Here is a 26,393-nt window from a genome sequence, read left to right as displayed (position 1 = left end):
CAGCAATTGATTGGTTGAAATCAGAGAAAAAAAAGAAAGAGGGTCGATCTAAATTTTTATTCAAGTCAGAGATTTGCACAAAGATTTCAAGTTGGGGAAAGAAGATATCAACATCCTCAAAGGCATCAATCTGGATATTGAACAAGGGGAAATGGTGGCCCTGCTTGGTCCTTCGGGATCAGGCAAATCCACCTTTTTGAACGTGCTGGGGGGGTTAGTTCCGCCCACCTCCGGAGATATCATGATTCGGGATTATCGGATCAGCGAAATGACGGAAAATGAACTATGTCTGTTCAGACGGGAGCACCTTGGCTTTATTTTCCAGTCCTACAATTTAATATCAACCATGACCGCTATGGAAAATGTCGCCCTGGCCCTGACCTTTGCTGGTGTCAAAAAAGAAATCCGCAAAGAACGGGCAATCGAAGCCCTGGAAGTGGTGGGACTGGTGGATCGGATGGGGCATAAGCCCAGTGAACTATCAGGAGGACAGCAGCAACGGGTGAGCATTGCCAGGGCACTGGTGAACCATCCGGAAATTATTCTCGCCGATGAGCCCACTGGGAATCTGGATTCAAAAACAAGTGCGGACATCATGGAAATGATCTATCGCCTCAACCGGGAAGAGAATCAGACCTTTGTCATTGTCACCCACGATCCAGATACCACCAAATATTGTACCAAGGTTATTCATATGCGCGATGGCCTGATTGAATCCGAAGTCAATCAATAAACATTGATCAGAATCAAAACTCAAAGAAATGGAGAAATTATGAAAGAAAGAACAAAAACCGAAATGAAGACTAAATCCCTGCTTTCGGTCCTCCTGGTGGTTATACTGCTATTATTATGTTTTACACCAACCGCACTGGCGGCACCGGAACAACCTTTACTGCAGATCAGTTCAGTCGCCTTCAATCCGGCAACAGTGTCACCCGGTAAGGAATTCAAGATGGTGGTTACCTTGACCAATCACGGTGACTACGATGCCCATAACGTGACTTTGGATGTCTTATCTCAATCTGGCGCCACCGATCTGGGGGTCTTTTCGATGGTCGGCAGCGGCAGCCATTTTTATCGGGAAGAGATTCCTTCAGCAGAAAGCGCGACCATTGAAATTCCTATGGTTACTTCTCCTAATGCTGAGGCAAAAAATTACAACTTAAATCTCCAGATTAATTGTGAAACCAGTGGCGGGAGTGTCTATAATTTTACTGAAACCGTTGGTATCGTGATTAATGAAAGTGATTCGATGTCGATTATTGCTCCGGATCGTTTTGTCTTAACCGAAAATGACAAGGGCGTGACGCCCGTTGAGTTTGAAATAGCCAATTTTGGTTCCAATCCGGTGCGTGGGGTGCAGGTTAGTATGTCCGCCGATGGGGTTGACTTCACCAAAGACTATCAGTATTACGGCACCTTTGAAAAAGATGATAACGATGATTTTTCAGCCGATGTCACCACCCCAGAAACTGGTGAATTTCCGGGAAAAATAACGGTGAAATATATGGACAGTTTCAATAACGAACGCATGATTGAAAAAGCCATCACCATTGTGTCTGAGGAAGCGACTTCGCAATCTACCGAGTCCGGAGAAGAAAACTTTTTCCAGAAATTTCTCAGAGTCGTCTTTGGCATTGGCGCTTAGCGAGGTGCGGGTGTGAATAAGCAAGAACTCCTGCGATTATCATGGGAGAATCTCTGGCGCATGAAATTTCGGACCATTCTCACCATCATCGGCGTAGTCATTGGAACTTCCTCGATTATTGTGATGGTTTCAATCGGAAATGGGGCTCAGAAAAGTATTACGGATGAACTGTCCGGGATTGGTTCAGTGACTACCCTGCAGGTCTATCAGGATCTTTCATCGATGGGCATGACCTCCATGGGTGGTGGAAAAACCGATGATAAAGCGATCCTTAATGATGATGCCATTAAAGATCTGAAAAAAATCGATGGGGTTGTAGCGGTCACTCCCGTGGTGAATCTCAATGGTGGCGAAATTGAGGTTGATCGCGAGCAGTATGGGGTTTCCCTGATGGGAGTCGACTATGCCGTGTTGGAAGACATGCGGTATGTCACGACCAGTGGTAAAAAGCCCGGGGCCAATGATGAAAACAGTGTCATCCTTGGCAAGGATGTTTTAACCAGCATAACCTATACCGGTGCTTCAACCCAGCTTACCGAAAGTGAGGTGAAACCGGAAGATCTGATTGGCCAGAACATTACCATGACGATCAAACGAACTAATGCCAATGGCGAAGAAGAGATGAAGACGCAGAAGCTGAAGGTGACCGGCGTGCTGGAAGCTACCGGCGGCAATGAGGATTATTCGATCATCGCCGACTATAATCTGGTGACAGAGCTTAACGAATGGCAGACCGGCAGGAAAGCCAATGTCAAGAAGCAGGGCTATACCCAGGCATTGGTGACCGTCGAGGATTCCTCAGTGGTTAATGCCGTTACTACAGAAGTTGAAGCGATGCAGTTTACGGTCTTTTCAATGCAGCAGATTCTTGATTCCATGGGCTCGGTGTTCCAGATGCTGCAGATTCTGCTGGGTGGTATCGGCGGGGTAGCCCTGCTGGTTGCCTGTATCGGCATTGTCAATACGATGACCATGTCTATTTATGAACGCACCAAGGAAATCGGGATCATGAAGGTCATTGGGGCTTCGATTTCGGATATTAGGAACATGTTTATTGCTGAGTCGACGATGATTGGACTGATCGGTGGTCTGGTGGGGATTGTCATCAGCCTGGTGCTTTCGGTTCTGATCAACCTGGTTGCCGGCTTTTTTATCGGTGGCGAAGGTGGTGTGACGATTTCCTTTATTACCCCGGGGCTGGTAATTTTTGCGCTGGTGTTTTCGGCTTTGGTGGGGCTTTTATCCGGGGTTCGTCCGGCCATCAAAGCTGCCAATCTCAGCTCATTGGATGCGATCCGCAGTGAATAATGAAACGGCGTGACAAATCCGGTTATTTAATTAAAAAATCAAATGAGAAAAACAATAACAGTGGAGGCGATTTTAAGTGTGTGAATGATCAGTTGCCGAAACAGTACCAAAAATTAAAACGCGAAGGAGTAAGGATGAGCTATTTATACCTATTAATTAATCCTGTTAAATTTTTTAAGCAGGTTGCAGAAAAAGAAAAAGTATCGCTGTTAATCCCGATTTTGATTATTGCCATTATTGGGTGCTTAACCGGTGTCATTGCCGGAAACGTGGTGGGCAGCATGGATCTTCCCGCTGACCAGATGGGTATGGTTAAAACCATCAGTATTGTCACCGGGATTATCTCCGGAATCATCAGTGTGGCGGTTGCCATGGTGGTGAAGGCCGCCATCTTTAACCTGGTGTTAAAGAAAATGGGGGGCGAAGGTTCCTTTAAAACCGCCGTATACGTGGTAGGGCTTAGTTATTTTCCTAAAATCTTTCAGAACATCCTCAATATTTTCTTTCAAAAACCAATCGATATGACCAAGGTTTATGAAATGGATTGGGTAGCCTTTCTGGGAGGGATCTTCAGTGTCTTCAACATCTGGCAGCTTGTCCTGACCATTATTGGTCTGGCCATTGTCTACGGAGTGAGCTACAAAAAAACCGCTATTCCCGTGATTGGACTGGAAGTGGTGGCAGCCGGACTCAGCCTGGGGGTATCATTGATCAGCCTTAATTCCATGGCTGGCTTATCCACCACGGCGATCAGCTAGGAAATAGGAGGACAAGGATGGGAATTGGCATCGATTTAGGCGGCACTGCCATCAAAGGCGGTATCGTTGATCAGCTGGGCGTCATTCAGGAAGAGCGGATGTTAAGAACCCAAAGTCAATTGGGTTATGCCCAGGTGCTGGACGATCTGGTTTTATTAATTAAAGAACTGCAGCAACTATCGCCCGCAGAAACAGCGGTGGGCATCGGTATTCCCGGAATCCTCTCGGGAGATGGTACAACGGTTGTTTCCTGTCCCAACCTCAATTGGCAAAACAGGGCATTAAAGCAGGATCTCGAAAGATTGCTGACGCTTGAAGTACTGCTGGTTAATGATGCTACCGCTGCCTGTATTGCGGAGGCCGCTTTCGGAAGCACCCGGGGCCGGAGCAGCTCGGTGATGTTGACCCTCGGCACTGGGGTGGGCGGTGGCGTGATCATCAATGATCGGGTTATTTCGGGTGCTCATGGGGTGGCCTCAGAAATTGGCCATATGATCATGGCCGAAAATTTTTATAACTGCAACTGCGGAAAAAACGGTTGTCTGGAGACCTTTGCTTCAGCAACAGCACTGATCCGCTACTGTCGTAAGCAGCTTGCTGAGGGTGTCGAATCAGATTTAAAAGCAGCTGAAAATTTTGATGCCAGACGTATTTTTGAGGCGGCTAAAGCCGGGGATTCACTGGCCTTAGCCGCGGTTAATCGGCTGGCCCGATATCTGGGCTGGGCGATTGCCAATATCAGTGATCTGATTGATCCTGAAATTTTCACCATTGGTGGCGGTTTATCCGGTGCTGGAGAATTTTTGCTGGAGCGGGTCAAAGCTGAGACCAAAAGCCGTCTAACCTATCCCGCAACTGCGATGCCCGAAATTGTCCTGGCCACTTTTAGAAATGAAGCGGGGATGATTGGTGCGGCCAATCTTTGCCATTTTATTTAATGGGTTCGTTTTTCAGAGATTTAAATCATGAAATGATTGGATAATAAAAAAAAAACATTGTAATACTGGTTAGAATGATTATAATAGAAATAAGTCATACTATAAATAAAGGAGAAATACAATGCAAAAATATGAATGTGATATCTGTGGTTATGTATATGACCCGGAATTAGGTGATCCAGACAACGGGGTAGCAGCAGGAACTGCTTTTGCGGATATTCCGGAAGATTGGGTATGTCCAGAATGTGGTGTTGATAAAAGCTCATTTTCAGAAGTTTGATCAAAGTTAATAAATTTTAGCGAAAAGAAGCTGCGCGTTTAAAAGTAGCTCCATAAGTGTAAAATTTAAACCAATTGAGGTTTGAATTTTACACTTTTTTTTGCTCAAATTATTTTATTTTATTTACTTGGTACTCCATACAGAAAAATACCTAAAATAGCAATATTGTACCTATTATTTATTTATAAAATGTTATACTCTTAATTATAGAAGTGTTTATACGATTACAATCTGCTGCGTAAAGGGGGGAGAATGGTGAACGAAACGTTTGCTAATAAAAAATGCGGAAATGTATCCAGCCGGGCGCATTTAATCCAACTTGTGGACAAAGAAATTATTATCAAAATATTAGATGCATTTACCAATGTAACGGGATTGACTGCAAATATCGTTGATGTGGAAGGACACTCGATCTTTTCCAGGAAAGATGCCCAAAAGAATTGTGAATTTTGCCACATGATCTGGAAAATGGAAAAACAAAAGGGGATCAGTCGTTGTGTGGGAGCATATGCTCGGGCCGGAAAACAGGCGGCTATTTTTGATGAACCCTATATTTTCCGTTGTCCGGCCGGGTTGATTGAGTGGGCAGCACCGATTATTTTTGATGAAGAGCATTTGGGAACGATCATTTGTGGACAGGTTTTGATGTGGGAACCGGAAGAGTTTTTCTGGATTGAGTTGGAAGAAATGAATCGTTTTTTGACCGACGATTTTAAAGCACTATTTGAAGCCGCCAAGAAGCTTCAGGTAGTGTCAGGGGAAAAGGTGCAGGGGGCGGCATCGCTGCTTCATGTGATTGCCAACTACATTATCAAAACCGGTGGCGAAAGCTTGCACCAGAAAAAAGAAATTGAATTGCAGCAACTCCTGTTGAATGAAGAAATTCAAACCCGTAAGAATCTGGAAGAAAAACTCAATAGTCAGAGCCTAAACTTTTTTTTAGAAAAAGAAAAAGCCCTGATCGGAAAAATCAAACTCAGTGATCTCGATGAGTGCCGTAAGCTCTTTAAGGTTATGCTGGCCGATATTTTCTCTTGTGACGGAGAAAAGCTCTTGATTATGAAGGGACGGGTTTTCGAATTGGTGGTGGTCATGTCCCGGGCTTGTGTCGAAGCTGGGGTTGACATAGAAAAATCAATGGGATTCAATGCCAATTTATTGCAGGAACTGAATAACTGTTATAGCATTCGGGAAATTAATATTGTTGCTAATTCGCTGCTGGAACGATACTTGGATGAAATTCACCATCACAGTAAATCAAAAAATCGGGCTGCGGTTGAAGGTATTAAAGGCTTTATCCGCAATAATTATGCAAACAACAGCTCACTCGAAGAAATCGCGGATTCGGTTTATCTGAGCCCTTTTTATGTCAGTAGAATTTTTAAAGAAAGTCAAAACATGACGGTGATGGATTATGTCACCAAGGTAAAGTTGGATGAAGCGAAAAAAATGCTCAGCAATCCCCGTTATAAGATTGAAGAAATTGCCATGTCGTTGGGTTATAGCGACGGTTCCTATTTTTCCAAGGTCTTTCGTCGCAACGAGGGAATGACCCCAACACAATTCAGGCAAAATCTCTAAAAGGAGGGTCACAATGGATGGTTATATAAAAGAAATTCAAGACGGCTTAAATGATGGTGACGCCGAAGTAGTCAAAAATTCAACAGAGCAGGCGCTGAAGATGGGAATTTCAGCCGATGTGATTATTGCCACCGCCCTGATTCCGATGATGGAACAAATCGGTAAAGAGTTTAGAAACGGCAATATCTTTATTCCGGATGTACTAATGTCTTCCCGTGCCATGCATGCAAGCCTATATGTGTTAAAGCCACTGCTTGTTGAATCCAACCTCAAACGAAAAAAAGGACTAATCGTTATTGGAACCGTTGCCGGAGATCTTCATGATATTGGCAAGAATATGGTATCAATGACCCTTCAAGGTGACGGTTATGAGGTCATTGACCTGGGAATCGATGTGCCATCCTCATCATTTATTTCGGCTATACAGCGCTATAAACCGGATATTCTGGCGATGTCAGCACTTTTGACCACAACCATTGGCGAATTGAAACATGTGATTCAAGCAATTGTCAACGAAGGGATCCGGGATCGGGTTAAAATTGTTGTTGGTGGTGGTCCAGTCACCCAGGATTATGTTGATGAAATTGGTGCAAATGGCTATGGCAAAGACGTTTTCGGAGCCATTGAAATTGTCAATCAATTGCTGGGGAACAAAGCGGGGTATTTTAATGTGTAATAAAAATCGCGAATTATTAAGCGATCGGCCGCCAGTTATACTGTTCTCTGGATTTCTGGGTTCGGGTAAAACAACCATGCTGCTTAAAACCATAGAAATGCTGTCAGCGGCTGATAAAAAATGTGCGATTATCATTAACGAAATCGGGGAAGTGGGAATTGATAATCGGCAGATGCGGATGATGGGCTATGACGTGCTGGATTTATTTGGCGGCTGTGTCTGCTGCACCATGAAGGTGACACTGGAAGCGACCGTCAATCATCTGCTGGAAGACTATGAGGATCTGGATTATATTCTCTTTGAACCGTCGGGAATGGCCAATCCATTGTCGCTGTATCCAGCCATTATGAATTGTGGATACCGGGAAGAAGAGATTCAAAATGTGTTTGTTTTTGATCCAACCCGGATTGCTTTATATCAAAAACGGATGAACCAGTTGTTTAATGATTCGATCAATCTGGCGAAATGTGTGGTAATCAATAAGCTTGATCAGGTTAACCAGAGTGAAATTGAAACAGCAGTGAAGATGGTGGAGACCATAAGACCAGGCTTAAAAACATATAAAATGAATTTAAACGAAGCGCTGAGTCAGGAGCTTCATCAATATTTGTGAGAAAGTAGGTAAAATGAATGTATCAGGAAGAATTTCTGCCGGTTGTTTTCAATATCCGGTTTTCATCGAACCAGGCTTTGCCTGTTGAAAAATGGCGCTCCCGGATTCAAGATGTATTGCATCTTTATGTGAATCAAATTTGCAAAGACGATAATCGGATGATTGGTCATATCAAAGCGCTGGCACAGATTGATGAAAAGGATTTTATAAAATTCAGTTGTGTCGGCAATTCAAATGCCATTAATAGCAACTTTCATGGTAATCATCAGGATCTTTTCGATATAAATGTAATTATTAACTCGCTGGTTTCCAATATCAGTGAGAAAGAAAGCCATGTTTTTCTTGAACGATCATGCCAGACGATGATAAAACGGGATTCTGAGATCAAGATTCAAATCAATGCAAAGCACGATCGGCAGAGCAACCATCACCATCATGGCGACGGAAATGATTGTCCAATCTGTCATGGCCATCATCATTGAGTATTCGGAATTAAACAAGCACAATATGTATTTTATACAATAAATAATACATATTGTGCTTGTTTAATTCTTTTATAAAGACTAAAAAGCAATATAATACCAAATATCACAAAAATCGTCTAAAGACACATTGACAAAGCAGGCGTATGATTAGAGCATAGAATAAATTTTAGCAATCCTGCAGGTGCTGAAATCAAAAAAAAGAGGAGGAAAAAATGGCGAAGAAGTTTAATCAATTAGCATACACAAACTTGGATGATTTTGTATACGGTTCCTGTCCCAATCCGGTAACTACGAAAAGTGGTATGGTGATCGGCGGAGGAGTGGTGTATCCGGAAATCAACTTCACATTACCCGGTATGGATATTAATGATGTGACGATGCCAAAAGCAGCCACGATTTATTCCAATATTATCGAAGGGGTTCTCAAACGGGCGGCGGAACTCTATGCACCTGGGGTTTTAGTTGAATTTGAAACCTTGCCTGACTTTACTGAGCATCCCAAATATGGGATTGAGATTAATCGGATTCTGTTGAATGGCATGAAAGAAGCCGCTGAAAAATATGGCTTAAAAACAGCGATTCGAACAACTCCCAACGATTTGCGGGAGTTCAGCCGGCCACCCATTATGCGCAGTGGAAAATATTGGGAAACGATGCTGGAACTGTATGAACAATGTGCCAAAGATGGCTCTGATTTCTTCTCGATTGAATCAACCGGAGGGAAGGAAATCCATGATACTGCGCTGGTCAAAGCGGATATCCGCAAAGCGATTTTTGCCCTGGGTGTTTTGGGTGTCAATGACATGGAATTCTTATGGAAACACCTGGTCGATTTAGCCAATGCCAACTGTTGTTTTGCCGCTGGTGATTCAGCCTGCGGGTTTGCCAATACTGCCATGGTCCTGGCCGAAAAAGGCTTTATCCCCCATGTATTTGCTGCGGTTATTCGGGTAACCGCGGTTCCCCGGGCCTTGGTAGCGTTTGAACAGGGCGCCGTGGGACCGAGTAAAGATTGTGCTTATGAAGGACCGTACCTTAAAGCGATTACCGGTAGTCCTATTTCGATGGAAGGAAAAACTGCAGCTGGTGCCCATTTGAGCCCGGTTGGCAATATTGCCGCAGCCGTTGCCGATACCTGGAGTAATGAATCGATTCAGCAAGTGAAGCTATTATCTGAAATGGCCCCGGTAGTGGCAATGGAACAATTGATCTATGATTGTCGACTGATGAACGCAGCCACCTTAAATGGACAGCAACTGATGTTTCGCGATCTATTGGTTCAGTCTGATTCAGCTCTTGATGTTCAGGCCTATGTGCTCCGCCCCGATGTGGTGATGCGAATCAGTGCCGAGCTTGTTAAAATCCAGGATAATTTCCTGAGAACCAGGTTAGCGGCCCAACTGACGGTAGCTGAACTCAAAAAAGCAATTGTCGAAGGCAAGGTAAAAAGCGATAAGCGGGACATGAAGTGGCTGGATAAAATGGAAAAAGCGATTGAATCGATTCCTGATGATCCCAACGAATTCTACCATCAGATGAAATCGGAATTGGATATGGACAAATTCATTCCCAGCGAGTACGGCTTATAAGCCAAGGATAAAACTGAAAATTTGAGATGATGATTAAATAAATGGAAATAAGCAATAAGAAAATGAGATAAAACTTAGGAGGTTTACGATGGCAACTTTGAATGATGTATCCCAGTGTGTTTTGGATGGTGATTTAGATGGAATCAAAGTATTGGTCCAGGCGCTGATTGATGATGGAACAGACCCCATAGTAATTATCAATGATGGTTTGATTGCTGGAATGAACATTGTCGCGCCCCTGTTTAAAAGCGGTGAAATGTTTGTACCGGAAGTCATGGAATCAGCTGATACCATGAACGAAGGGATGAAGCTGGTAAAACCGCTGATAACTGATGATGACATTCCCAGCAAAGGAAAAATAATCATTGGTACGGTAAATGGTGACTTGCATGACATCGGCAAAAATCTGCTGGTGATGATGATGGAAAGCCGGGGATATACAGTCATCGATCTGGGCGTGGATGTTAAGGAAGAAGTATTTTCGGCAGCCGTTAAAGAACATAAGCCAAATATTGTCGGAATGTCCTCACTGTTGACTACAACGATGATGAAGATTGAATCAACGATTAAACAACTGGTTGCTGATGGAGTAAGAAATCAGGTGAAAATTATAATCGGCGGTGCCCCGGTTACTCAGGAATTCGCAGATGATATCGGGGCCGATGGCTACTCTGAGGATGCATCCACCGCAGTCGAATTATGTGATCAGATGATGTGTGACCAAAGCCGTCCAGAAGAATTGAGTGCATAAAATTAAAAAGAACGGGAGGAGACGATAGCGATGCTAACAATTGTAGGTGAATTAATCAATACCAGCCGACCCGCTGTCAAAGAAGCGGCTATGAATCGGGATAGAGATATGATCATTGATCTTGCCATCCGTCAGGCCAAGGCTGGGGCTACATTTATCGATGTAAATTGTGGCAACATGATCAATAACGAGGAAGAAACCATGGAATGGCTGGTAAATACCATTCAAAGTGAGGTCGAAGTGCCATTATGTATCGACAGTCCCAGCGCCACCGCGCTGGATATGGGGCTGAGTCTCTGTAAGTATGGCCGTCCGATGATTAATTCCATTTCGGACGAAGATGAGCGCTATGATTCGGTGCTGCCGCTGATCAAAAAATACAACGCCAAAATTGTCGTGCTTTGCATGGACAGTACCGGAATGCCGGTTACATCCGATGATCGTATGAAGGTTGTCCATACTCTCCACGATAAATTAGCCAGCGAAGGGGTCAAAGATGACGATATGTATTTTGATCCACTGGTGAAACCGGTAAGCAGTGTGGGTACGGCTGGGATTGAAGTGCTGGAAACGATCAAGAAAATAAAAACCGATTATCCAGATGTGCATTTCATGTGTGGACTCAGTAATATTTCTTACGGACTGCCCAATCGGGCGATTCTGAATCGGCTCTTCGTTGTTGAGACCATGACCCTGGGTATGGATGGATATGTTCTGGACCCAACCAACAATAAAACTATGGCGGATATTGTCACCTCCCGGGCCTTGCTGGGCATGGATAATTACTGTGGCGGCTACATCAAAGCCCATCGTAGCGGTCTGCTTGGTTAATATTTAACATCTATTTATTAACTCCAATTTTTGCAAAACAAAAGCCGGCATTATTGCCGGCTTCAGACTGTCAAAAAGATAACCCAGTACCGACAATTGTTACATCATGTTGTACGCATCGGAGCGGACACGGTAGAGCCTGTCCGATTCCGCGGCGAACAACAGATTAACAATTGGTCGGTACGGTAGTTATTGACAACCTCAAGCCGGCGTTATTGCCGGCTTTTGTTTGCATTAAATTCCCAGTAACCCCATCAGCCAGATAAATAGTATTGGCATAAAAACCGCCGGCAGCAGATTGCCAACCTTGAGTTCTTTGATTTTTAGCATATTAATGCCAATGGCCATAATCAGAACGCCGCCGACGGCGTTCATTTCGGTGATCATCTGTGGCGAGAGCAGGGTTTTGACTGAGCCGGCCAAAAGCGAAATACTGCCCTGATAGAGAAGTACCGGAATAGCCGACAAGACAACTCCGAGGCCTAAAGTCGAGGACAGAATCATTGAAAAAATCCCATCCAAAAGCGACTTGCTCAGAAGAATACTGAAGGTTCCGGTCAGTCCGTTTTCCAGAGCACCCATTATGGCCATGGAGCCGGTGCAGAAAAGTAGGGAGGCACTGACAAAGCCCTGAGAGATATTATTGTTATTGTTTTTCATCTTTGATTCCAGGCTGTCGCCGACCCGTTTTAACTGTTTTTCAATATTAACCAGTTCACCCAGGATTCCGCCAAACAATAGGCTCAGCAGCATCAGCATGATGTTGTCAGTTTCGATGGTCATGGTGATACCAATGACCACGACACCCAGGCCCAGGCCCTGGGTGATGGTTTCACAGAGACGCTGGGGTAAAGCCCGTTTAAATAAAAGTCCGATCAAGCCGCAAACAACGATGGCGGCGGCATTAATAATGGTTCCAAGCAAAGATTTTTCCTCCTGAAGTGATATCTTTAACTATTGTAACATAAAAGCGAAAGAGCTGAAATCATAACTGCCCTGACAAGCTGATTTATTGAAAAAAAATCAGAGTTTCGATGAGTTTTAACATAATTTTTTTTAAAATTGTGATAGAATAGAAAAAAGAATGTGAGGTGACGTTTATGATAAAGCGGTTTTCAGTTATTTATATTGGCTCAATCCGATGCGAACTGATTGTGGGACAAAGGGGAAAAGGATGCATTAAAATATTAGATCGAGCCATGTTTCCTATAAATTTTGGGAGTCAGAGTTTTACTAAAGGTGAGATTTCATTTAAATCTGTTTATGCATTGTGTCAGACGATTAACGAATATATCGAAATGTCTAAAACATATGGGGTTGAATCGATTAAGATTTTCGGAACAACAGCCCTCCGGGAAGCGCGAAACCGGCTTTATATTCTTGAACAAATAAAAATTAATACCGGCGGCTATGAGGTTGAAATTCTGGATAAGGAAGAAGAAACCCATCTTATTTACCGCCATATGGTATTAAAATGTGATCCTGAATTTAATATTCTGAATGAAACCAAAGAAGATCAGATGCTGGCTTCTATTTCCAGTGGAAATGTGTCGGTTGCTTTGCTGAAAAATGGAGTTATCGACTATCATCAGACAGCCGAACTGGGCTATCTCAAAATGAAGGAAATCCTGAAATCCATCGAAGAGAATTCGGAACGATTCGAAACCCTGCTGATGGAGTTCATTTCGATCAATACCCAGGACATCGTCGAAAATATCAGAAAACGACGTATCAAAAGACTGTTTGTATCTTCCCATGAAGTGGATGTGATTGCCCAGCTTTGTGGTTATACAGAGCGGCAGGATTATTATGTTATCAATGCCGAGGACTTTGGCAAGCTATGCAAGGTAGCTGGAGATCTCACAGTTAACCAATTGTTGAAAAAGTACCCGCTTCTGGATCAAAGTGAAGCAGAAACCCTGAACCATACCCTGATGCTCTATTTAAAGCTGTTGGCTGAAACTGGGGTTGAAACATTTATACTGATTCCGATGATCATCGGGGATGCTTTTCTGGATTTTGAATTTCAGATTACCAAAAAACAGCAGCTCATCGATTGGATCGAAGAAGGCAGTTATCTTTCGGCCAAAACCATTGGAAAAAAATATCATACCAGCCTCAGGCATTCAGAATTTGTGGAAAAGATCAGCCTGAAAATTTTCGACTCCTTAAAAAAGTATCATCAACTGGGGAAAAGAGAGCGGCAGCTTTTATCGATGCTCTGTTATCTGATGGAAGTAGGAAGCTTTATCGATCATAAAAATTTTTGGGTTCAAAGTCATTATATTATTGAAACCACCGACATCATCGGCGTAAATCAGGAAGAAAAAGCGGTGATGGGTAAGGTGGCTGAAGCGGTTAAAACGAATTTTATCAAAAGCGAAGAAAAAATTCATTCAAGTGATGAAAAAGAACAGTTACTGGTTGCCAAACTGGCGGCGATCCTGAAACTGGCCATTGCGCTGGATAAAAGTTATCAGCAAAAAATCCAAAATCTTTCCTGTCATGTCAAAGATGAGAAACTGATTATTGATGTGACAACGGGGAAAAATTTTCAATTGGAAGAATATTTTTTCAAAGCAAGTCGGACAACCATGGAAAACGTCTATGGCATTAAACCGATACTAAAGATTAAGAGGGTTGAATCATGAAAAGTAATTTATTTATAAATCGAGAGATCAGCTGGTTGGATTTCAATTACCGGGTCCTGGATGAGGCCTATGATAAATGCAATCTGGTTATGGATCGCCTGAAATTTTTGGCGATTACGGCTTCTAACCTGGATGAATTTTTTATGGTTCGGGTGGCTGGGATCATGGATCAGATAAATGTTGGTTACAATAAAAAATCGGTGGATGGATTAACCCCGATTGAACAGTTGGCAACCCTCAACAGCATAACCCAGGAAATGATGTCCAGGCAGTATACCTGTTTGTCAAAATCCATCATTCCGGAGCTTAATCAGAATAACATCTTTTTTTTGCGTTATGATGAGCTGGATGAAGAAGGCAAAGACTTTGCCCTGCATTATTTCAGGCACGAGTGTTACCCGGTTCTGACTCCGCAGGCCATTGACAACAGCCGGCCATTTCCACTGGTGAAAAATAATCAGGTTTATCTGTGTATCATGCTCCATGATACCGAAGCCAAGGTAAAAGATGAAAAAGATTATATAGCCATCCTTGAGATTCCCAAGGTTCTGGATCGGATCATTGCGTTGCCAAAGGCTAAAGATTCCGAGGTGCTTAACTATATTTTTGTCGAGGATCTGATCAGCCCCTTTGTCAATGAGCTCTTTACTGGTTATGACGTCAAACAGGTTAATGAATTTCGCATTACCCGTAACGGTGACCTGGCTATTGACGAAGATGAAGCCGAGGATTTACTGATTGAAATTGAGAAATCAATTCAACAGCGTAAATGGGGCGCCAGTATCAAACTGGAAGTTACCAGAGACATGAGCAAAAAAATGAAAAAATGGTTAATGCATGAATTGGAAATTGTTGAAAGCGAACTTTATGAGCTCAAGGGTAATCTGGATCTGACCTGTTTTATGAAGTTTCAGAATCGCAGTGAATTTAATGAACTCCGTGAACCCCGCTATACCCCTCTAATCTCTAATGAATTTTATGAGGTCGAGGATATATTTGAAGTCATCCGCGAAAAAGACCGGCTGCTTCATCACCCCTACCAGTCCTTTCAGACAGTGGTTGACTTTGTCAGAGCTGCATCAAAAGATCCGGACGTACTGGCCATCAAGCAAACGCTTTACCGGGTCAGCGGCGATTCACCCATCATTGAAGCATTGATCCAGGCCGCTCAGAATGGTAAACAGGTCACCGTTCTGGTTGAATTGAAGGCGCGTTTTGATGAAGCCAATAATATTGTCTGGGCGAAAAAGCTGGAACAGGCTGGTTGCCATGTCATTTATGGCCTGGTGGGTCTCAAGATTCACTGTAAAATGATCCTGGTAGTGCGAAAAGAGTCCGATGGAATCAGGCGTTATGTCCACCTGGGAACCGGTAACTACAATGATGTCACCGCTGGTCTCTACACCGATTTGGGAATGTTTACCGCCAAAGAGAATTATGGTTCTGACGTTTCAACCCTATTTAATTTATTATCTGGTTACAGCCATTACACCTTGTGGAAAAAAATTGAAGTCGCCCCCAAAACCATGAGAAATGCCTTTTACATTGCCATTGACCGGGAAATTGAGAATGTCAGAATGGGTGAAAAAGGCAGAATAATTGGGAAGATGAATGCCCTGGTGGATGAAGGGATCATCAATAAATTGTATGAAGCATCCCAGGCAGGAGTCGAAATTCAATTGATTGTCCGAGGGATGTGCTCACTGAAACCTGGTTTACCAGGCGTCAGCGAACACATCACTGTTCACAGCATTGTCGGAACTTTTCTGGAACACAGCCGGATCTATTATTTCTACAATCAGGGCAAGGAAGATATTTTTCTTTCCAGCGCGGACTGGATGGAACGAAATCTGAACCGGCGAATTGAAACCTTGTTTCCGATTGAAGAAGAGAGCCTCAAGAAGAAATTGAAACATATTTTGGATCTTACCTTGAAAGATACCATAAAAACCCGGTTAATGACCGAAACCGGAGAATACATCCGTATTGACAAACGTGGCAAAGAACTGCTTTCCTGTCAGGACTACTTCTGCAAAGAAGCTGAAGCAGAATTTGAACAGGCTAAGAAAGCCGTTTTAAAACATAATATTGAGGGAGAATAGACGTGGAAAGACGAAATATCGGGGTCATTGATATTGGCTCGAATAGTGTGCATCTGGTTATCGGCGAATATTATAACAATGAGTATTTTCAGATTATAGATGACGTGAAAGTAAATGTCCGTTTAAACGACGGACTGGCAGAAACTGGAAAACTGCAGCAGGATCGGATGGATTTCGGGATCGAAACCCTGGCCATGTTTGTCAGTATGTGTGATGCCTATGGCATTGAAAAGGTTATTGCCGTGGCAACAGCAGCGGTTCGAAAAGCATCAAACGGAACAGACTATGTCGCTCGAATCAAAGCTGAAGTGGGTCTGGACGTCACTGTGATCCCCGGGGAAGTGGAGGCCTCAATGGACTACCTCGGTGCCATCAACACCCTCGATATCAGGGATGCACTGCTGATGGATATCGGCGGTGGGAGTACGGAATTTGTACTCATCAAAGACCGCAAAAAAGTGGAGGTTGTCAGTCTGCCCTTTGGGTCCATTGATTTGGCAGAAAAGTTTGATTTAACCGACGAGGTTTCAGAAAAAAAACTGAAGGCGCTGGATGAGTTTTTGAAGGAAGCCTTTAATGAAACCCCAATCCTAAAAAAGGCCGTTGGTCTGCCAGTGATTGGTGTGGGCGGAACCATTCGAAACGTCGGACGGATCCACCGCAGCTTCAATGATTACCCGATGGAGATTGCCCATAATTACAAGATGGGTTCAAATGATGTTAAACGGATCTGTGAAATGGCTGCCAGTATGAATTTAGCGGAACGCTCAAATCTCAAAGGTTTGTCAAAAGGACGAATTGATATTTTTGTCGGGTCCAGTCATACCCTGGAACGGGTGATGAAGCACATCGATTCACCAGAACTGATTATCAGCAACGCCGGCTTGCGAGATGGTATTATTTATGACTACTTTGGTTACAATGAGGATAATCTGGTTTATGATATTTTTGAGCTGTCACTGGTGAATATCATGCTTAACTTTAATGTGAACATTCCTCATGCTTACCATGTACTTAAGCTGACCGAAAACCTGTTTGAACAGCTGAAACCGCTGCATGGCATAAAAGAGGATGTCCGGAAAATGATTCGCGCCGCGGCCATGCTCCATGATGTCGGTATCAAACTCCAGTTTGGCAATCATCATGAACATAGCTTTTATATTATTTTAAACTCGGGACTATTGGGTATTGAGCAGAAAGAGCTGTTAATGAGCGCCTTTATTGCCCTTAACCATCGGACCAACAAGAAAATCCATATTTCTGAAGAGTACATGGGACTGCTTCAGAATGAAGAACGGCAGCTCATTGATCAGCTGAGTCTGTTCCTGCAAATATCCGAGTATCTGGACCGCAGCATGGATGGCGTCGTCAAAGATGTGAATTGCGTGATTATGGAAAAAGAAGTCCAGCTTAATGTCCTGACGACGGGGCATTCAGTATTTGATAACATGATCATCAACGAATGTGGCAAAAAATTCAAGCGAGTCTTTAACAAAACCCTGACGATTAATAATAAGGTTATTATTTCCCGGCGATAAAAAAACTCCAATTATTCGAAAATGAATAATTGGAGTTTTTCTTATTTGTTTCTGTGGCTTTTGCCCAGATATGCTTCTTTAATACTATCATCAGCCAGTAATTCCCGGCCAGTTCCTTCTTTGGTAATTTTTCCAGTTTCCAGCACATAGGCATAATCGGCAACCCGGAGAGCCATGTTGGCATTTTGTTCAATCAGAAGAATGGTCATCCCTTCTTTATTGAGGGTTTCGATGATATCAAATATACCCTGAACGACCAGTGGGGCCAAACCCAGGGAAGGTTCATCCATCATCAGCAGTTTTGGTCGGCTCATCATTGCCCGGCCTACCGCCAGCATTTGCTGCTCACCACCGGATAAGGTTCCAGCTTGTTGCCAGGAGCGTTCTTCCAGACGAGGGAAGAGTCCGTAAATCTTTTGAATATCTTCATCCAGATTATCCTTACGCATATAAGCGCCAATTTTCAGATTTTCCAGCACTGTCAGATCCGGAAATACATGTCGTCCTTCGGGAACCAGGGTGATACCCTTATCGACAACCTTTGTGGTGTCCAGGCCCAGGAGTTCGTCGCCGTGATAGGTAATGCTTCCAGCTTTTGATTTAACCAGATTGACAATAGCCCGGAGGGTGGTACTTTTTCCGGCCCCGTTAGCTCCGATCAGGGTTACAATTTTGCCTTCCGGCACTTCCAGATCAATCCCTTTGACGGCTTCAATACCACCATAGGCGACCTGTAAATTACTAATCTTCAACATCAGCGTCTACCCCCAAATATGCTTCAATAACCTTTGGATTATTCTGAACCTCATCCGGGGTTCCTTTTGCGATGGTACATCCAAAATCCAATACATAAATATGATCAGAAATTTCCATAACCAGATCCATATGATGTTCAATCATAAAAATAGTCAGATCAAAATCAGTTTTCAGTTTAAAAATCAGATCTGTTAATTCATCTGTTTCCTGAGGATTCATCCCCGCCGCCGGTTCATCAAGCAATAGCAACTGCGGCTTGGTTGCCAGGGCCCGGGCGATCTCCAGATGGCGTTGCTGTCCATAGGGGAGGGATGAGGCTTTTTCATTTTTCAGATCGATGAGGCCCAGCCGTTCCAATAAGAATTCGCAATCCATTTTAGCCTGACGTTCGCCTTTGCGGGCTTTTGGTGCGCGCAGCATGGCTGACAGAAAACTATAATCGGCATTCAGGTGAGTGGCTACCAGAACATTTTCAAGAACCGTAAGTTCCTTAAACAGTCGGATGTTCTGAAAGGTTCGGGCAACGCCCATTCCGGTTATTTTATCTGGTTTCTTCCCGGTAATATCGATCTCGGTAGTGGCACCATTTTTATCGGTCGGGGTAAAAAGTACCTTTCCGCTGGTGGGTGTATAGACTCCGGTGATGACATTAAAGGCGGTGGTTTTACCGGCGCCATTCGGTCCGATCAGAGCGGCCAGCTCACCTTTTTTAATATCGATATTTAAATCGTTGACGGCAACAACACCGCCAAACTGCATGATGACATTCTCTGTTCGCAGAAGACTCATTAATTGCCACCTCCTTCAGTTGATGTCTTTTTTCCGCTCAGCTTCTTCTTGATAGAGCGGTATTTCTGAGCGATGAAGTCCCAGGTGAGCTCATTGGTACCCATTAAGCCCTTTCGATAGAAGAGGACAATGACCATCAGCAGGAAGGAGAAGACAACCATTCTCAGACCAGGTCTGAAGATTGGCAGATCCAGGCCGAAGGCCATTGGTTCATCCAGAAAACGTAGAGCTTCCTGACCCAATGTGACGACAAAGCTGGCAATGATGGTACCAGAAATACTGCCCATACCACCAAGCACAATGATCAGTAAAAAGTTATAGGTCAGGGTAAAATAGAATTGTTTGGGGTCAACAGTTCCCAATAAAGCGGCAAATAAACCGCCGCCGATACCGGTGAAAAAGGCACCAATCAGGAATGAGGTCATCTTTGTCTTAAACAGTCCGACCCCCATCGCTTCAGCTGCGATTTCGTCTTCACGGATGGATTTAAAGGCCCGTCCATAAGTGGAGTTAATCAGCAGGACGGTTGCGATGATGATTAGCAGGGCCGTTCCGTAGGTCCACCAGAGACTGCTGATGGTGGGAATGCTTTTAATGCCCAGGGCACCATTGGTGATCGACTGGGTATTGGTGAAGACAATTCGGATAATTTCGGAAAAACCAAGGGTGGCAATCGCCAGATAATCCCCTCGGAGCCGTAAACAGGGCGATCCGATAAAAAAGGCCACGACTACCGAAGCCAGTCCACCGAGAATTAATGCCACAATAAAGGGCAATTGAATATTGGCTAAAAAAGGCGCCATTGGTTCCAGGTAGAAAATAGCGGCCCGGGATTCGATAGGAACGGTGAAAACCGCTACGGTATAGGCACCAATAGCCATAAAACCAGCCTGTCCTAAAGAAAACTGGCCGGTAAAACCGTTGACCAGATTCATTGCCAGACTGACAATAACATAAATAGCGCACAAATTTAAAAGCCGGCGCATATAGGAATCAACAAAAATGTCGGCTAAACCGATCCCAATGAGGAGAACAACTAAGAATACGGCTGTTTTCCAGTGGAGTTTTAAGTAGGCACCGATACTGTTTTGAGTTTCTTTCATTTCTGGTACCTCCCCTAAACCTTTTCCACTTGTTTCTTACCAAGGAGTCCATTGGGAAGAAACAGCAGGATTATAATCAAGATGACAAATGCAATAGCGTCGCGGTATCCGGTCAGTGCTGGGAAGAAGGCGACCATCAGTACTTCGGAAAAGCCCAGGATCAGACCACCGAGAACGGCGCCCTTAACGTTGCCGATTCCGCCGATAACAGCAGCGATAAAGCACTTAAGTCCTGGAACAACGCCCATGAGGGGTAACACCGATGGGTATTTCATACACCATAAAATAGCGCCAACTGCGGCCAGCGCCGAGCCGATGGCGAAGGTTGAAGAAATAACCCCATTGATCTTAATTCCCATGAGTTTGGCAGTGTCATAATCAACAGCCACAGCCCGCATGGCCATCCCTATTTTAGTTTTATTAATGATAAAAAGGAGTGCGGACATCAGGATAAATGCAACAATTGGAATAACAATAGAAACCGGCTGAAAAGACAGTCCGCCAATAAAGAAAGGTGTTGTCATCAGTGGAAATTCTGGGAATGCTTGTGGTTTTCCCGAAAATAAATAGGTGGCAACATTTTCCAGTAAGAACGAAACCCCGATTGCTGAAATCAGAAGCGATGTCTTGGGCGCATCCCGCAGGGGACGATAGGCGACCCGTTCGATTGTGACACCCAGTAGCATGGTTAAACCAATCGTGATAATAAATGTGACATACCAGGGAAGAAAAAATACGGCAATCCCAAAATATGTGAAATAGGCAGCCATCATAAAGATATCGCCATGAGCAAAGTTGATCAGTCTCAGGATACCATAAACCATGGTATAGCCTATGGCAATCAAGGCATACAAACTCCCGACTGATAAACCATTGATAAGTTGCTGTAAGAATGTTTCCATTGTCATTCCAACGACCATAATTAAAACCTCGTTATATCATTTAATTTAAATTGAGGGTATCTGATAACAAATACCCTCAATGTTTGTTTTAGACGGGTACGCAAACTAAACTGTATTTAGTTACGCACCCTTGCGTATAAAAGAGCGTCATACTGAACAACGGCCTCTTTATGTAAAACTATTGTAATAAACTAGTCAATCGTTACAGAATCAAGGTAAGTGAATTTACCATCTTTTACTGTTTTGATGATTGCTTCGTTCTTGGTGGCATCGCCGTTGGCATCAATGGTGATCATGCCGGTAGCGCCTTCAAAATCTTTGGTAGCTGCCAATGCGTCACGAATAGCAACAGGATCAGCAGATCCAGCACGTTCGATGGCATCCAGGGTCATCATGTAACCGTCATAACCAAGAGCGGTTACAGCAGCAATGTTTTCACGGTCTGGGTAGGCTTTTTTGTATTCAGCAACAAATGTTTTACCAGCTTCAGTCAGTGGGTTGGTGTCATCAAAGAATGTTGACATAACAGCGCCTTCGACGTCAGCACCACCAACGGTAATAAATTCATTGGTTTCCCAGGTATCGCCACCAATAAATGGAGCAGTAATACCAAGGGCACGAGCTTGTTTGATGATTAATGCCGACTCAGTAAAGTTACCTGGGGCAAAAATTACATCGGGGTTAGCCGCTTTGATATTTGTTAAGATACCATTGAAATCCTGGTCACCAGTGTTGTAGTTACCAGTTGCAACGATAGCATTTGGATCGCCAGTTAACTTGACAAATGAATCAGTGAAGAATTTAGCCAGACCAACTGAGTAGTCATTGGATACTTCCTGAATGATGGCAACTTTTTTAGCATTCAGTTTTTTGGATGCATAGTTAGCCATTACTGTACCCTGGAAAGGATCAAGGAAACAAACACGGAAGTAGTAATCATTTCCGGCAGTTACCTGTGGGTTGGTGGCAGAAAGAGCCACAGCAGGAATCTGGTTGGTTTTAACAACGTCACCAGCAGCGATGGAGAGTGAAGATCCCCAGGAACCTAAGATTGCAACAACCTTATCTTTTTCAATTAAACGAGCGGCAGCAGTTGTTGCTTCAGCTTTGTCTGATTTGTTATCAGCAATAACCAGCTCAACTTTTTTGCCTAATACTTCGGGACGTAATTGGTTAGCCAATTCAACCCCTTCAACTTCCAGTTCACCGCCGGCCGCATTGGCACCGGTTAATGGTTCGAACACGCCAATTTTAATGACGTCGCTGTCAGCGGAAGATGTAGTTGATCCACTGGAACAGCCAGCGACCATGGTAACAACCATCGCCAAAGACAACAATAATGCTAGAGTTTTTTTCAAGGTAAAGTCCTCCTTTTTCTTTTTTTCCTAATTTTTACCTGGGCTTATTATACCAAAGGTTAAGCTTTTATTGCAAGTTTATATTAAGAAATGTTTGAATGTTACGGACACTTGTTTTAATTACGCTGATTGGCAAATTATGAAAAGAACGCATCAGTACGCTAAAGTGATAAATTAAAGTAGCGACTGCGGAGCACAATCGTCCGTGATTAGATGACAGATGAGTCTTTTCGTTGATAAAGCTGATTGATGTGATTATACCAATTGACATCAATTTGAGATAAACCTTCCCGGGTCATGCGAAAAATCCAATTGCGTTCTTTCGTACCGGGTTCGTTCATGCGGGTATCGCTGCCATAACCACAAACATCCTGAATCGGCAGGATCACTAAATTGGCGGCGCTTTGAAAAAGCGTGCGAATAAAGGCCCGACAGGAAGGGCTCTGGTGGCCACCGATCTGCCATTGGTTTTCCCAGGCATCTGTGTAGCCGCAGTAGTCAAAAGCATAACGACGATGTTCTGGGGTGTAGTCAAAAAAAGTCCCCAGCAGCGTATTATTGTCATGGGTCCCCGAGTAGGCCACGGTATTGGCGCTGTAGTTATGGGGCAGATGAATATTGTTCTGGTCGTCGATGAAGGCGAACTCCATAATCCGCATGCCGGGGAAGCCGGTGTCTTTTAACAGTTTGACCAGGTCTTCATCCTGCAGACCCAGATCTTCGGCAATGATGTTGGGTTCGGGAAAGGTTTTTTGCAATTGCGCAAAAAAATCCATCGCCGGGCCGGGAATCCAGCGGCCATTTCGGGCGGTTTCCTCCGTTGCCGGAATCGAACAATAAGCCGAAAAGGCCCGAAAATGATCAATCCTGACGGTATCAAAACTTTCCAACGCGCGCTTGATTCGCCGCATCCACCAGCTGTAATTGTCGGCTTTCATGATATCCCAGTGATACAACGGATTGCCCCATAGCTGGCCATCTTTGGCAAAATAATCCGGCGGTACACCAGCCACTTCAATGCAACAACCATCGGCGTCCAACTGGAAAAGTTCGGGATGACACCACACGTCGGCACTGGTGTGGGCCAAATAGATCGGCATGTCGCCAATGATTCGGATGCCTTTCCCATTGGCGTAGGTCTTTAGAGCGGTCCACTGTTTATCATAAAGATATTGCAGAAAATTCTGAAAATTGATTTCATCCTGATAGGCACTGGTAATTGACTGTAGTGCAGCGGGCTGGCGCTTGACCAGATCCGGGTTATTCCATTTGGTCCAGTTTTTTTCTGAAAAGTGCTGAGACAGTACCGTGTATAAAGAAAAATCGGGCAGCCATTCATGGTTGGCAAGGCAGTATTGGTGGATATCGTTTTTTAATGAGGTCGTTAATCGGGAATAGGCGATTTTGAAGATAGCGTTGCGATTGTCGATGAGATTAGTATAGTTGATGGAATAGGGAGGATCTGTTGACTTGCTGGCAGTCAATTCATCCGCTGTTAATAAGCCCCATTTAAATAGCAGTTCCAGGTCAATAAAAAACGGATTTCCGGCAAAAGCCGAGGTGCTATTATAAGGAGAGAAATAGTCATCTACCGGCCCGATTGGCAGAATTTGCCAATAGCTGCAGCCCATCGACTGGAGAAGATCGACAAAATGTCGGGCCTCTGCACCTAAGGTTCCAATGCCGTAGTCCCCCGGTAAGGAGGAAACGGGCATTAGAACACCACTGGAACGGGATTTTAAAGACATATCAGCCCTCGTTTTCTTCAATCCGCGTCAGGATTGATTCGAGATCAGCGGTCGAAAAAAGATATTTTTCTTTGCAGAAGTCACAATTGATTTCAATATCTTCCTGATCCGAGATCATGTCAATGAGATCTTCTTTACCGATCGATGTCAGCGCTTTGGTAATACGTTGTCGGGAACAATCACAGCTAAACCGGGTGATTTCTGTTTTATTAACCTTTAAACTCAGGTTTCTAAACAAGTCTTCCATAATTGCTTCAAGGGATTTTCCTTCGTCCAGCAGCTTGGTTAAAGAAGGGGTATCGGCCAGAGCGGCCTCCAGGGCGTCGATAACCTCATCATCGGTGTCAGGCATTAATTGAATGATAAACCCGCCGGCCTGTCGGACGGTGCCGTCGTTGTTTAATAAAACTCCCAGTGATACCGAGGTGGGAATCTGTTCAGACTGAGCATAGTAATAGGTTAAATCTTCGGCAAGCTCCCCGCTGATAAGTGGTGAATAGCCAACGTAGGGTTCTTTCAGGCCAATATCCTTCATGATATTTAAGGCACCGCCACCAATCGCTTCGGAAACAGGAAGGGGAGATTCCATCGTATCGTGAAGATCATTGACATAAGGATAGCCTTTGACATTGCCCTTGGCATCTGCCGTTACCAATAAGCCGCTCAAAGGTCCGTCTCCAGCGATTTTTAAAGTGATTAGTTCATCGGCATTTTTCATCATTGAACCCATCAGGGAACCTGCTGTGAGTAATCGACCCAGCGCCTGGGTAACGACGGGGCTGGTTTGATGAAGCCTCCGGGCAGTTTCAGCGAGCCCTTGTGTTGTCGCCGCAAAGACCCGGATCTGTCCGTTTCCTGCGGTGGCTTTTAGTACATAGTCCGGCATGTTTTACCTCTCCATTTTATAATTTGTATTTGTTATTTATGATACGTTTCGCCACGGATTATTTTAAAAGAACGGTAAATTTGTTCTAGCAGCATAACCCGAAATAACTGGTGGGGAAATGTCATTTTAGAAAAGGAACATTTCCATTTTGAGCGGCTGGTAATCTCAGGGGAAAGGCCGATTGATCCGCCGATGACAAAGGTGATCTGGCTTTTTCCCTGGATTCCATAATTTTCGATTTTCCTGGCAAAAGTCGGTGAGTCCAGTTGATCGCCCTGTATTTCCAGGGTGGCCAGAATTTCCTCGTCCTTTAAATAGGAAAGAATTCGACCGCCCTCAATTTCGACGGCTTTTCGTCGTTGAGCTTCACTGGCGTTTTCGGGAATTTTTTCATCCTTAACCTCAATGATCTCCAGACGGCAATAGGCATTTAATCGTTTGGTGTATTCCAGGATAGCCTGGGTCAAGTATTTTTCCTTTATTTTTCCAACAGCAATAATACGAATGTTCATTCAGATTAGAAACTGTAAACAACGAGAAGACTCAGAACAATAACAGCGACTAAAACCAATGCGCCAACACGATAAAGTGGATTTCTTTTGTGCATGGTGGGTTCCTCCTTAACATAGAAAAAATTTTATATTTGAGATTGTATTTTTGTCTATTATAGTGTACAATATTTGAGTCGGAAATGCAACATATTACGGGGTGTGGCTCAGCTTGGTAGAGCGCATGGTTCGGGACCATGAGGCCGGAGGTTCAAATCCTCTCACTCCGACCATTAAAAAATAGTTAAGACAGCTAGTGATAGCTGTCTTTTTTGGTTTGCGAGGCATGTTGCCGAGCTAATGGTCTGAAAGAAGACCTGTCACCTGGCTAATTGGGAAGACAAGCTGTAAGCAAGGGCGTTTCCGGCGACGGAAGGGTCTGAAGGAAGCTGATGGCGGTTGTTGGAACGGAACGCAAGTGAACCAGTGATGGTATATATGAAGGATAACCTTTCCAAAAGTGGGGACGTCCGAAAATTAGCTGAGTCATATATATTGAGATGGTCGTTTTAACAACAAGCGGAGCAACTTAACCTCGGAAGTACTGTACCTGA

The 26,393-nt window shown here is 43.9% G+C and carries 25 protein-coding genes and 1 tRNA gene; 17 read left to right on the top strand and 9 right to left on the bottom strand.

Going from position 1 to position 26,393, the window contains the following annotated elements:
* Positions 1–52: 52 nt before the first annotated feature.
* The 13 genes from A3KS_RS0103860 to A3KS_RS0103800 all read left to right on the top strand — a co-directional run bounded on the left by A3KS_RS0103860 (position 53) and on the right by A3KS_RS0103800 (position 11,458).
* A complete protein-coding gene (locus A3KS_RS0103860) occupies positions 53–733 on the top strand; it encodes an ABC transporter ATP-binding protein (protein WP_026393800.1) in 681 nt (226 codons plus the stop codon).
* 39 nt (positions 734–772) lie between these two features.
* The gene (locus tag A3KS_RS0103855; RefSeq protein WP_026393799.1) at positions 773–1,648 is read left to right on the top strand and encodes a COG1361 S-layer family protein; all 876 of its coding nucleotides are present in this window, start codon (positions 773–775) and stop codon (positions 1,646–1,648) included.
* 12 nt (positions 1,649–1,660) lie between these two features.
* Positions 1,661–2,956, top strand: coding sequence for an ABC transporter permease (locus tag A3KS_RS22290; RefSeq protein ID WP_156913194.1), 1,296 nt, complete (start codon positions 1,661–1,663; stop codon positions 2,954–2,956).
* 134 nt (positions 2,957–3,090) lie between these two features.
* Entirely contained in the window at positions 3,091–3,714 is a 624-nt protein-coding gene (locus A3KS_RS0103845) for a Yip1 family protein (RefSeq protein WP_169727690.1), read from the top strand.
* Positions 3,715–3,731: 17 nt separating this feature from the next.
* Positions 3,732–4,652: an ROK family protein gene (locus tag A3KS_RS0103840; protein WP_026393797.1), complete on the top strand. Its 921-nt coding sequence runs from the start codon at positions 3,732–3,734 to the stop codon at positions 4,650–4,652.
* A gap of 121 nt (positions 4,653–4,773) precedes the next feature.
* Complete coding sequence (rd, locus tag A3KS_RS0103835) at positions 4,774–4,932, top strand: rubredoxin (RefSeq protein ID WP_026393796.1); 159 nt, start codon at positions 4,774–4,776, stop codon at positions 4,930–4,932.
* A 252-nt stretch (positions 4,933–5,184) separates the two neighbouring features.
* Positions 5,185–6,513, top strand: a complete 1,329-nt coding sequence (locus A3KS_RS0103830; protein WP_026393795.1) for a PocR ligand-binding domain-containing protein — start codon at positions 5,185–5,187, stop codon at positions 6,511–6,513.
* 13 nt (positions 6,514–6,526) lie between these two features.
* Entirely contained in the window at positions 6,527–7,189 is a 663-nt protein-coding gene (locus tag A3KS_RS0103825) for a cobalamin B12-binding domain-containing protein (RefSeq protein ID WP_026393794.1), read from the top strand.
* Positions 7,182–7,802, top strand: coding sequence for a GTP-binding protein (locus A3KS_RS0103820; RefSeq protein ID WP_035355181.1), 621 nt, complete (start codon positions 7,182–7,184; stop codon positions 7,800–7,802). The genes A3KS_RS0103825 and A3KS_RS0103820 overlap by 8 nt, the downstream gene beginning before the upstream one ends.
* A 17-nt stretch (positions 7,803–7,819) precedes the next feature.
* On the top strand, positions 7,820–8,284 hold the full coding sequence (locus tag A3KS_RS0103815; protein WP_026393792.1) for a hypothetical protein: 465 nt from the start codon (positions 7,820–7,822) through the stop codon (positions 8,282–8,284).
* A gap of 215 nt (positions 8,285–8,499) precedes the next feature.
* Complete coding sequence (locus A3KS_RS0103810; RefSeq protein ID WP_026393791.1) at positions 8,500–9,876, top strand: methanol--corrinoid methyltransferase; 1,377 nt, start codon at positions 8,500–8,502, stop codon at positions 9,874–9,876.
* Between the two features lie 88 nt (positions 9,877–9,964).
* Entirely contained in the window at positions 9,965–10,627 is a 663-nt protein-coding gene (locus A3KS_RS19920) for a cobalamin B12-binding domain-containing protein (protein WP_051355636.1), read from the top strand.
* Between the two features lie 30 nt (positions 10,628–10,657).
* Positions 10,658–11,458: a methyltetrahydrofolate cobalamin methyltransferase gene (locus tag A3KS_RS0103800; protein WP_026393790.1), complete on the top strand. Its 801-nt coding sequence runs from the start codon at positions 10,658–10,660 to the stop codon at positions 11,456–11,458.
* Positions 11,459–11,692: 234 nt separating this feature from the next.
* Here A3KS_RS0103800 and A3KS_RS0103795 read toward each other — a convergent pair whose 3' ends face one another.
* The gene (locus A3KS_RS0103795) at positions 11,693–12,382 is read right to left on the bottom strand and encodes a DUF554 domain-containing protein (protein WP_026393789.1); all 690 of its coding nucleotides are present in this window, start codon (positions 12,380–12,382) and stop codon (positions 11,693–11,695) included.
* Between the two features lie 176 nt (positions 12,383–12,558).
* Here A3KS_RS0103795 and A3KS_RS19915 point away from each other — a divergent pair, with 176 nt between their 5' ends.
* Genes A3KS_RS19915 through A3KS_RS0103780 form a run of 3 tightly spaced genes read left to right on the top strand, consistent with a single transcriptional unit; the run spans position 12,559 to position 17,749 of the window.
* Complete coding sequence (locus A3KS_RS19915) at positions 12,559–14,109, top strand: Ppx/GppA phosphatase family protein (protein ID WP_051355635.1); 1,551 nt, start codon at positions 12,559–12,561, stop codon at positions 14,107–14,109.
* The gene (locus tag A3KS_RS0103785; RefSeq protein WP_026393788.1) at positions 14,106–16,211 is read left to right on the top strand and encodes an RNA degradosome polyphosphate kinase; all 2,106 of its coding nucleotides are present in this window, start codon (positions 14,106–14,108) and stop codon (positions 16,209–16,211) included. Before A3KS_RS19915 ends, A3KS_RS0103785 begins: the two co-directional genes overlap by 4 nt.
* A 2-nt stretch (positions 16,212–16,213) precedes the next feature.
* Complete coding sequence (locus A3KS_RS0103780) at positions 16,214–17,749, top strand: Ppx/GppA phosphatase family protein (protein WP_026393787.1); 1,536 nt, start codon at positions 16,214–16,216, stop codon at positions 17,747–17,749.
* Positions 17,750–17,790: 41 nt separating this feature from the next.
* On the opposite strand, the gene A3KS_RS0103775 is transcribed toward A3KS_RS0103780, so the two are convergent.
* The 8 genes from A3KS_RS0103775 to rlmH all read right to left on the bottom strand — a co-directional run bounded on the left by A3KS_RS0103775 (position 17,791) and on the right by rlmH (position 25,803).
* Entirely contained in the window at positions 17,791–18,504 is a 714-nt protein-coding gene (locus A3KS_RS0103775; RefSeq protein WP_026393786.1) for an ABC transporter ATP-binding protein, read from the bottom strand.
* Positions 18,491–19,294 (bottom strand): ABC transporter ATP-binding protein, encoded by an 804-nt coding sequence (locus tag A3KS_RS0103770; RefSeq protein ID WP_026393785.1) that lies wholly within the window; start codon positions 19,292–19,294, stop codon positions 18,491–18,493. Before A3KS_RS0103770 ends, A3KS_RS0103775 begins: the two co-directional genes overlap by 14 nt.
* Entirely contained in the window at positions 19,294–20,397 is a 1,104-nt protein-coding gene (locus tag A3KS_RS0103765; RefSeq protein ID WP_026393784.1) for a branched-chain amino acid ABC transporter permease, read from the bottom strand. The genes A3KS_RS0103770 and A3KS_RS0103765 overlap by 1 nt, the downstream gene beginning before the upstream one ends.
* Positions 20,398–20,411: 14 nt before the next feature.
* Positions 20,412–21,305 (bottom strand): branched-chain amino acid ABC transporter permease, encoded by an 894-nt coding sequence (locus tag A3KS_RS0103760; RefSeq protein WP_026393783.1) that lies wholly within the window; start codon positions 21,303–21,305, stop codon positions 20,412–20,414.
* 185 nt (positions 21,306–21,490) lie between these two features.
* Positions 21,491–22,657, bottom strand: coding sequence for an ABC transporter substrate-binding protein (locus tag A3KS_RS0103755; protein ID WP_026393782.1), 1,167 nt, complete (start codon positions 22,655–22,657; stop codon positions 21,491–21,493).
* 209 nt (positions 22,658–22,866) lie between these two features.
* Positions 22,867–24,405 carry a 4-alpha-glucanotransferase gene (malQ, locus tag A3KS_RS0103750; protein WP_026393781.1) on the bottom strand — a complete coding sequence of 513 codons (1,539 nt, stop codon included), beginning with the start codon at positions 24,403–24,405 and terminating at the stop codon, positions 22,867–22,869.
* Position 24,406: 1 nt separating this feature from the next.
* Positions 24,407–25,291 carry an Hsp33 family molecular chaperone HslO gene (gene hslO, locus A3KS_RS0103745; protein WP_026393780.1) on the bottom strand — a complete coding sequence of 295 codons (885 nt, stop codon included), beginning with the start codon at positions 25,289–25,291 and terminating at the stop codon, positions 24,407–24,409.
* Between the two features lie 32 nt (positions 25,292–25,323).
* Positions 25,324–25,803, bottom strand: coding sequence for a 23S rRNA (pseudouridine(1915)-N(3))-methyltransferase RlmH (rlmH, locus tag A3KS_RS0103740; RefSeq protein ID WP_026393779.1), 480 nt, complete (start codon positions 25,801–25,803; stop codon positions 25,324–25,326).
* Positions 25,804–25,995: 192 nt separating this feature from the next.
* Here rlmH and A3KS_RS0103730 point away from each other — a divergent pair.
* Positions 25,996–26,072: transfer RNA gene (locus A3KS_RS0103730), tRNA-Pro, on the top strand.
* Positions 26,073–26,393: the final 321 nt, after the last annotated feature.

Origin of the sequence: Acetobacterium malicum subsp. dehalogenans DSM 11527 (assembly GCF_000472665.1) — a bacterium.
GTDB lineage: Bacteria > Bacillota > Clostridia > Eubacteriales > Eubacteriaceae > Acetobacterium > Acetobacterium malicum.
Note: the sequence above shows the minus strand (reverse complement) of the source record. Positions and strands in the feature narration are given on the sequence as shown.

Coding starts and splice junctions, on each gene's coding strand:
- A3KS_RS0103855 (WP_026393799.1), top strand. CDS start 773: ATGAAAGAAAGAACAAAAACCGAAATGAAGACTAAATCCCTGCTTTCG.
- A3KS_RS0103845 (WP_169727690.1), top strand. CDS start 3,091: ATGAGCTATTTATACCTATTAATTAATCCTGTTAAATTTTTTAAGCAG.
- A3KS_RS0103840 (WP_026393797.1), top strand. CDS start 3,732: ATGGGAATTGGCATCGATTTAGGCGGCACTGCCATCAAAGGCGGTATC.
- rd (WP_026393796.1), top strand. CDS start 4,774: ATGCAAAAATATGAATGTGATATCTGTGGTTATGTATATGACCCGGAA.
- A3KS_RS0103830 (WP_026393795.1), top strand. CDS start 5,185: ATGGTGAACGAAACGTTTGCTAATAAAAAATGCGGAAATGTATCCAGC.
- A3KS_RS0103825 (WP_026393794.1), top strand. CDS start 6,527: ATGGATGGTTATATAAAAGAAATTCAAGACGGCTTAAATGATGGTGAC.
- A3KS_RS0103820 (WP_035355181.1), top strand. CDS start 7,182: ATGTGTAATAAAAATCGCGAATTATTAAGCGATCGGCCGCCAGTTATA.
- A3KS_RS0103815 (WP_026393792.1), top strand. CDS start 7,820: ATGTATCAGGAAGAATTTCTGCCGGTTGTTTTCAATATCCGGTTTTCA.
- A3KS_RS0103810 (WP_026393791.1), top strand. CDS start 8,500: ATGGCGAAGAAGTTTAATCAATTAGCATACACAAACTTGGATGATTTT.
- A3KS_RS19920 (WP_051355636.1), top strand. CDS start 9,965: ATGGCAACTTTGAATGATGTATCCCAGTGTGTTTTGGATGGTGATTTA.
- A3KS_RS0103800 (WP_026393790.1), top strand. CDS start 10,658: ATGCTAACAATTGTAGGTGAATTAATCAATACCAGCCGACCCGCTGTC.
- A3KS_RS19915 (WP_051355635.1), top strand. CDS start 12,559: ATGATAAAGCGGTTTTCAGTTATTTATATTGGCTCAATCCGATGCGAA.
- A3KS_RS0103785 (WP_026393788.1), top strand. CDS start 14,106: ATGAAAAGTAATTTATTTATAAATCGAGAGATCAGCTGGTTGGATTTC.
- A3KS_RS0103775 (WP_026393786.1), bottom strand. CDS start 18,504: ATGTTGAAGATTAGTAATTTACAGGTCGCCTATGGTGGTATTGAAGCC.
- A3KS_RS0103770 (WP_026393785.1), bottom strand. CDS start 19,294: ATGAGTCTTCTGCGAACAGAGAATGTCATCATGCAGTTTGGCGGTGTT.
- A3KS_RS0103765 (WP_026393784.1), bottom strand. CDS start 20,397: ATGAAAGAAACTCAAAACAGTATCGGTGCCTACTTAAAACTCCACTGG.
- A3KS_RS0103760 (WP_026393783.1), bottom strand. CDS start 21,305: ATGACAATGGAAACATTCTTACAGCAACTTATCAATGGTTTATCAGTC.
- malQ (WP_026393781.1), bottom strand. CDS start 24,405: ATGTCTTTAAAATCCCGTTCCAGTGGTGTTCTAATGCCCGTTTCCTCC.
- hslO (WP_026393780.1), bottom strand. CDS start 25,291: ATGCCGGACTATGTACTAAAAGCCACCGCAGGAAACGGACAGATCCGG.
- rlmH (WP_026393779.1), bottom strand. CDS start 25,803: ATGAACATTCGTATTATTGCTGTTGGAAAAATAAAGGAAAAATACTTG.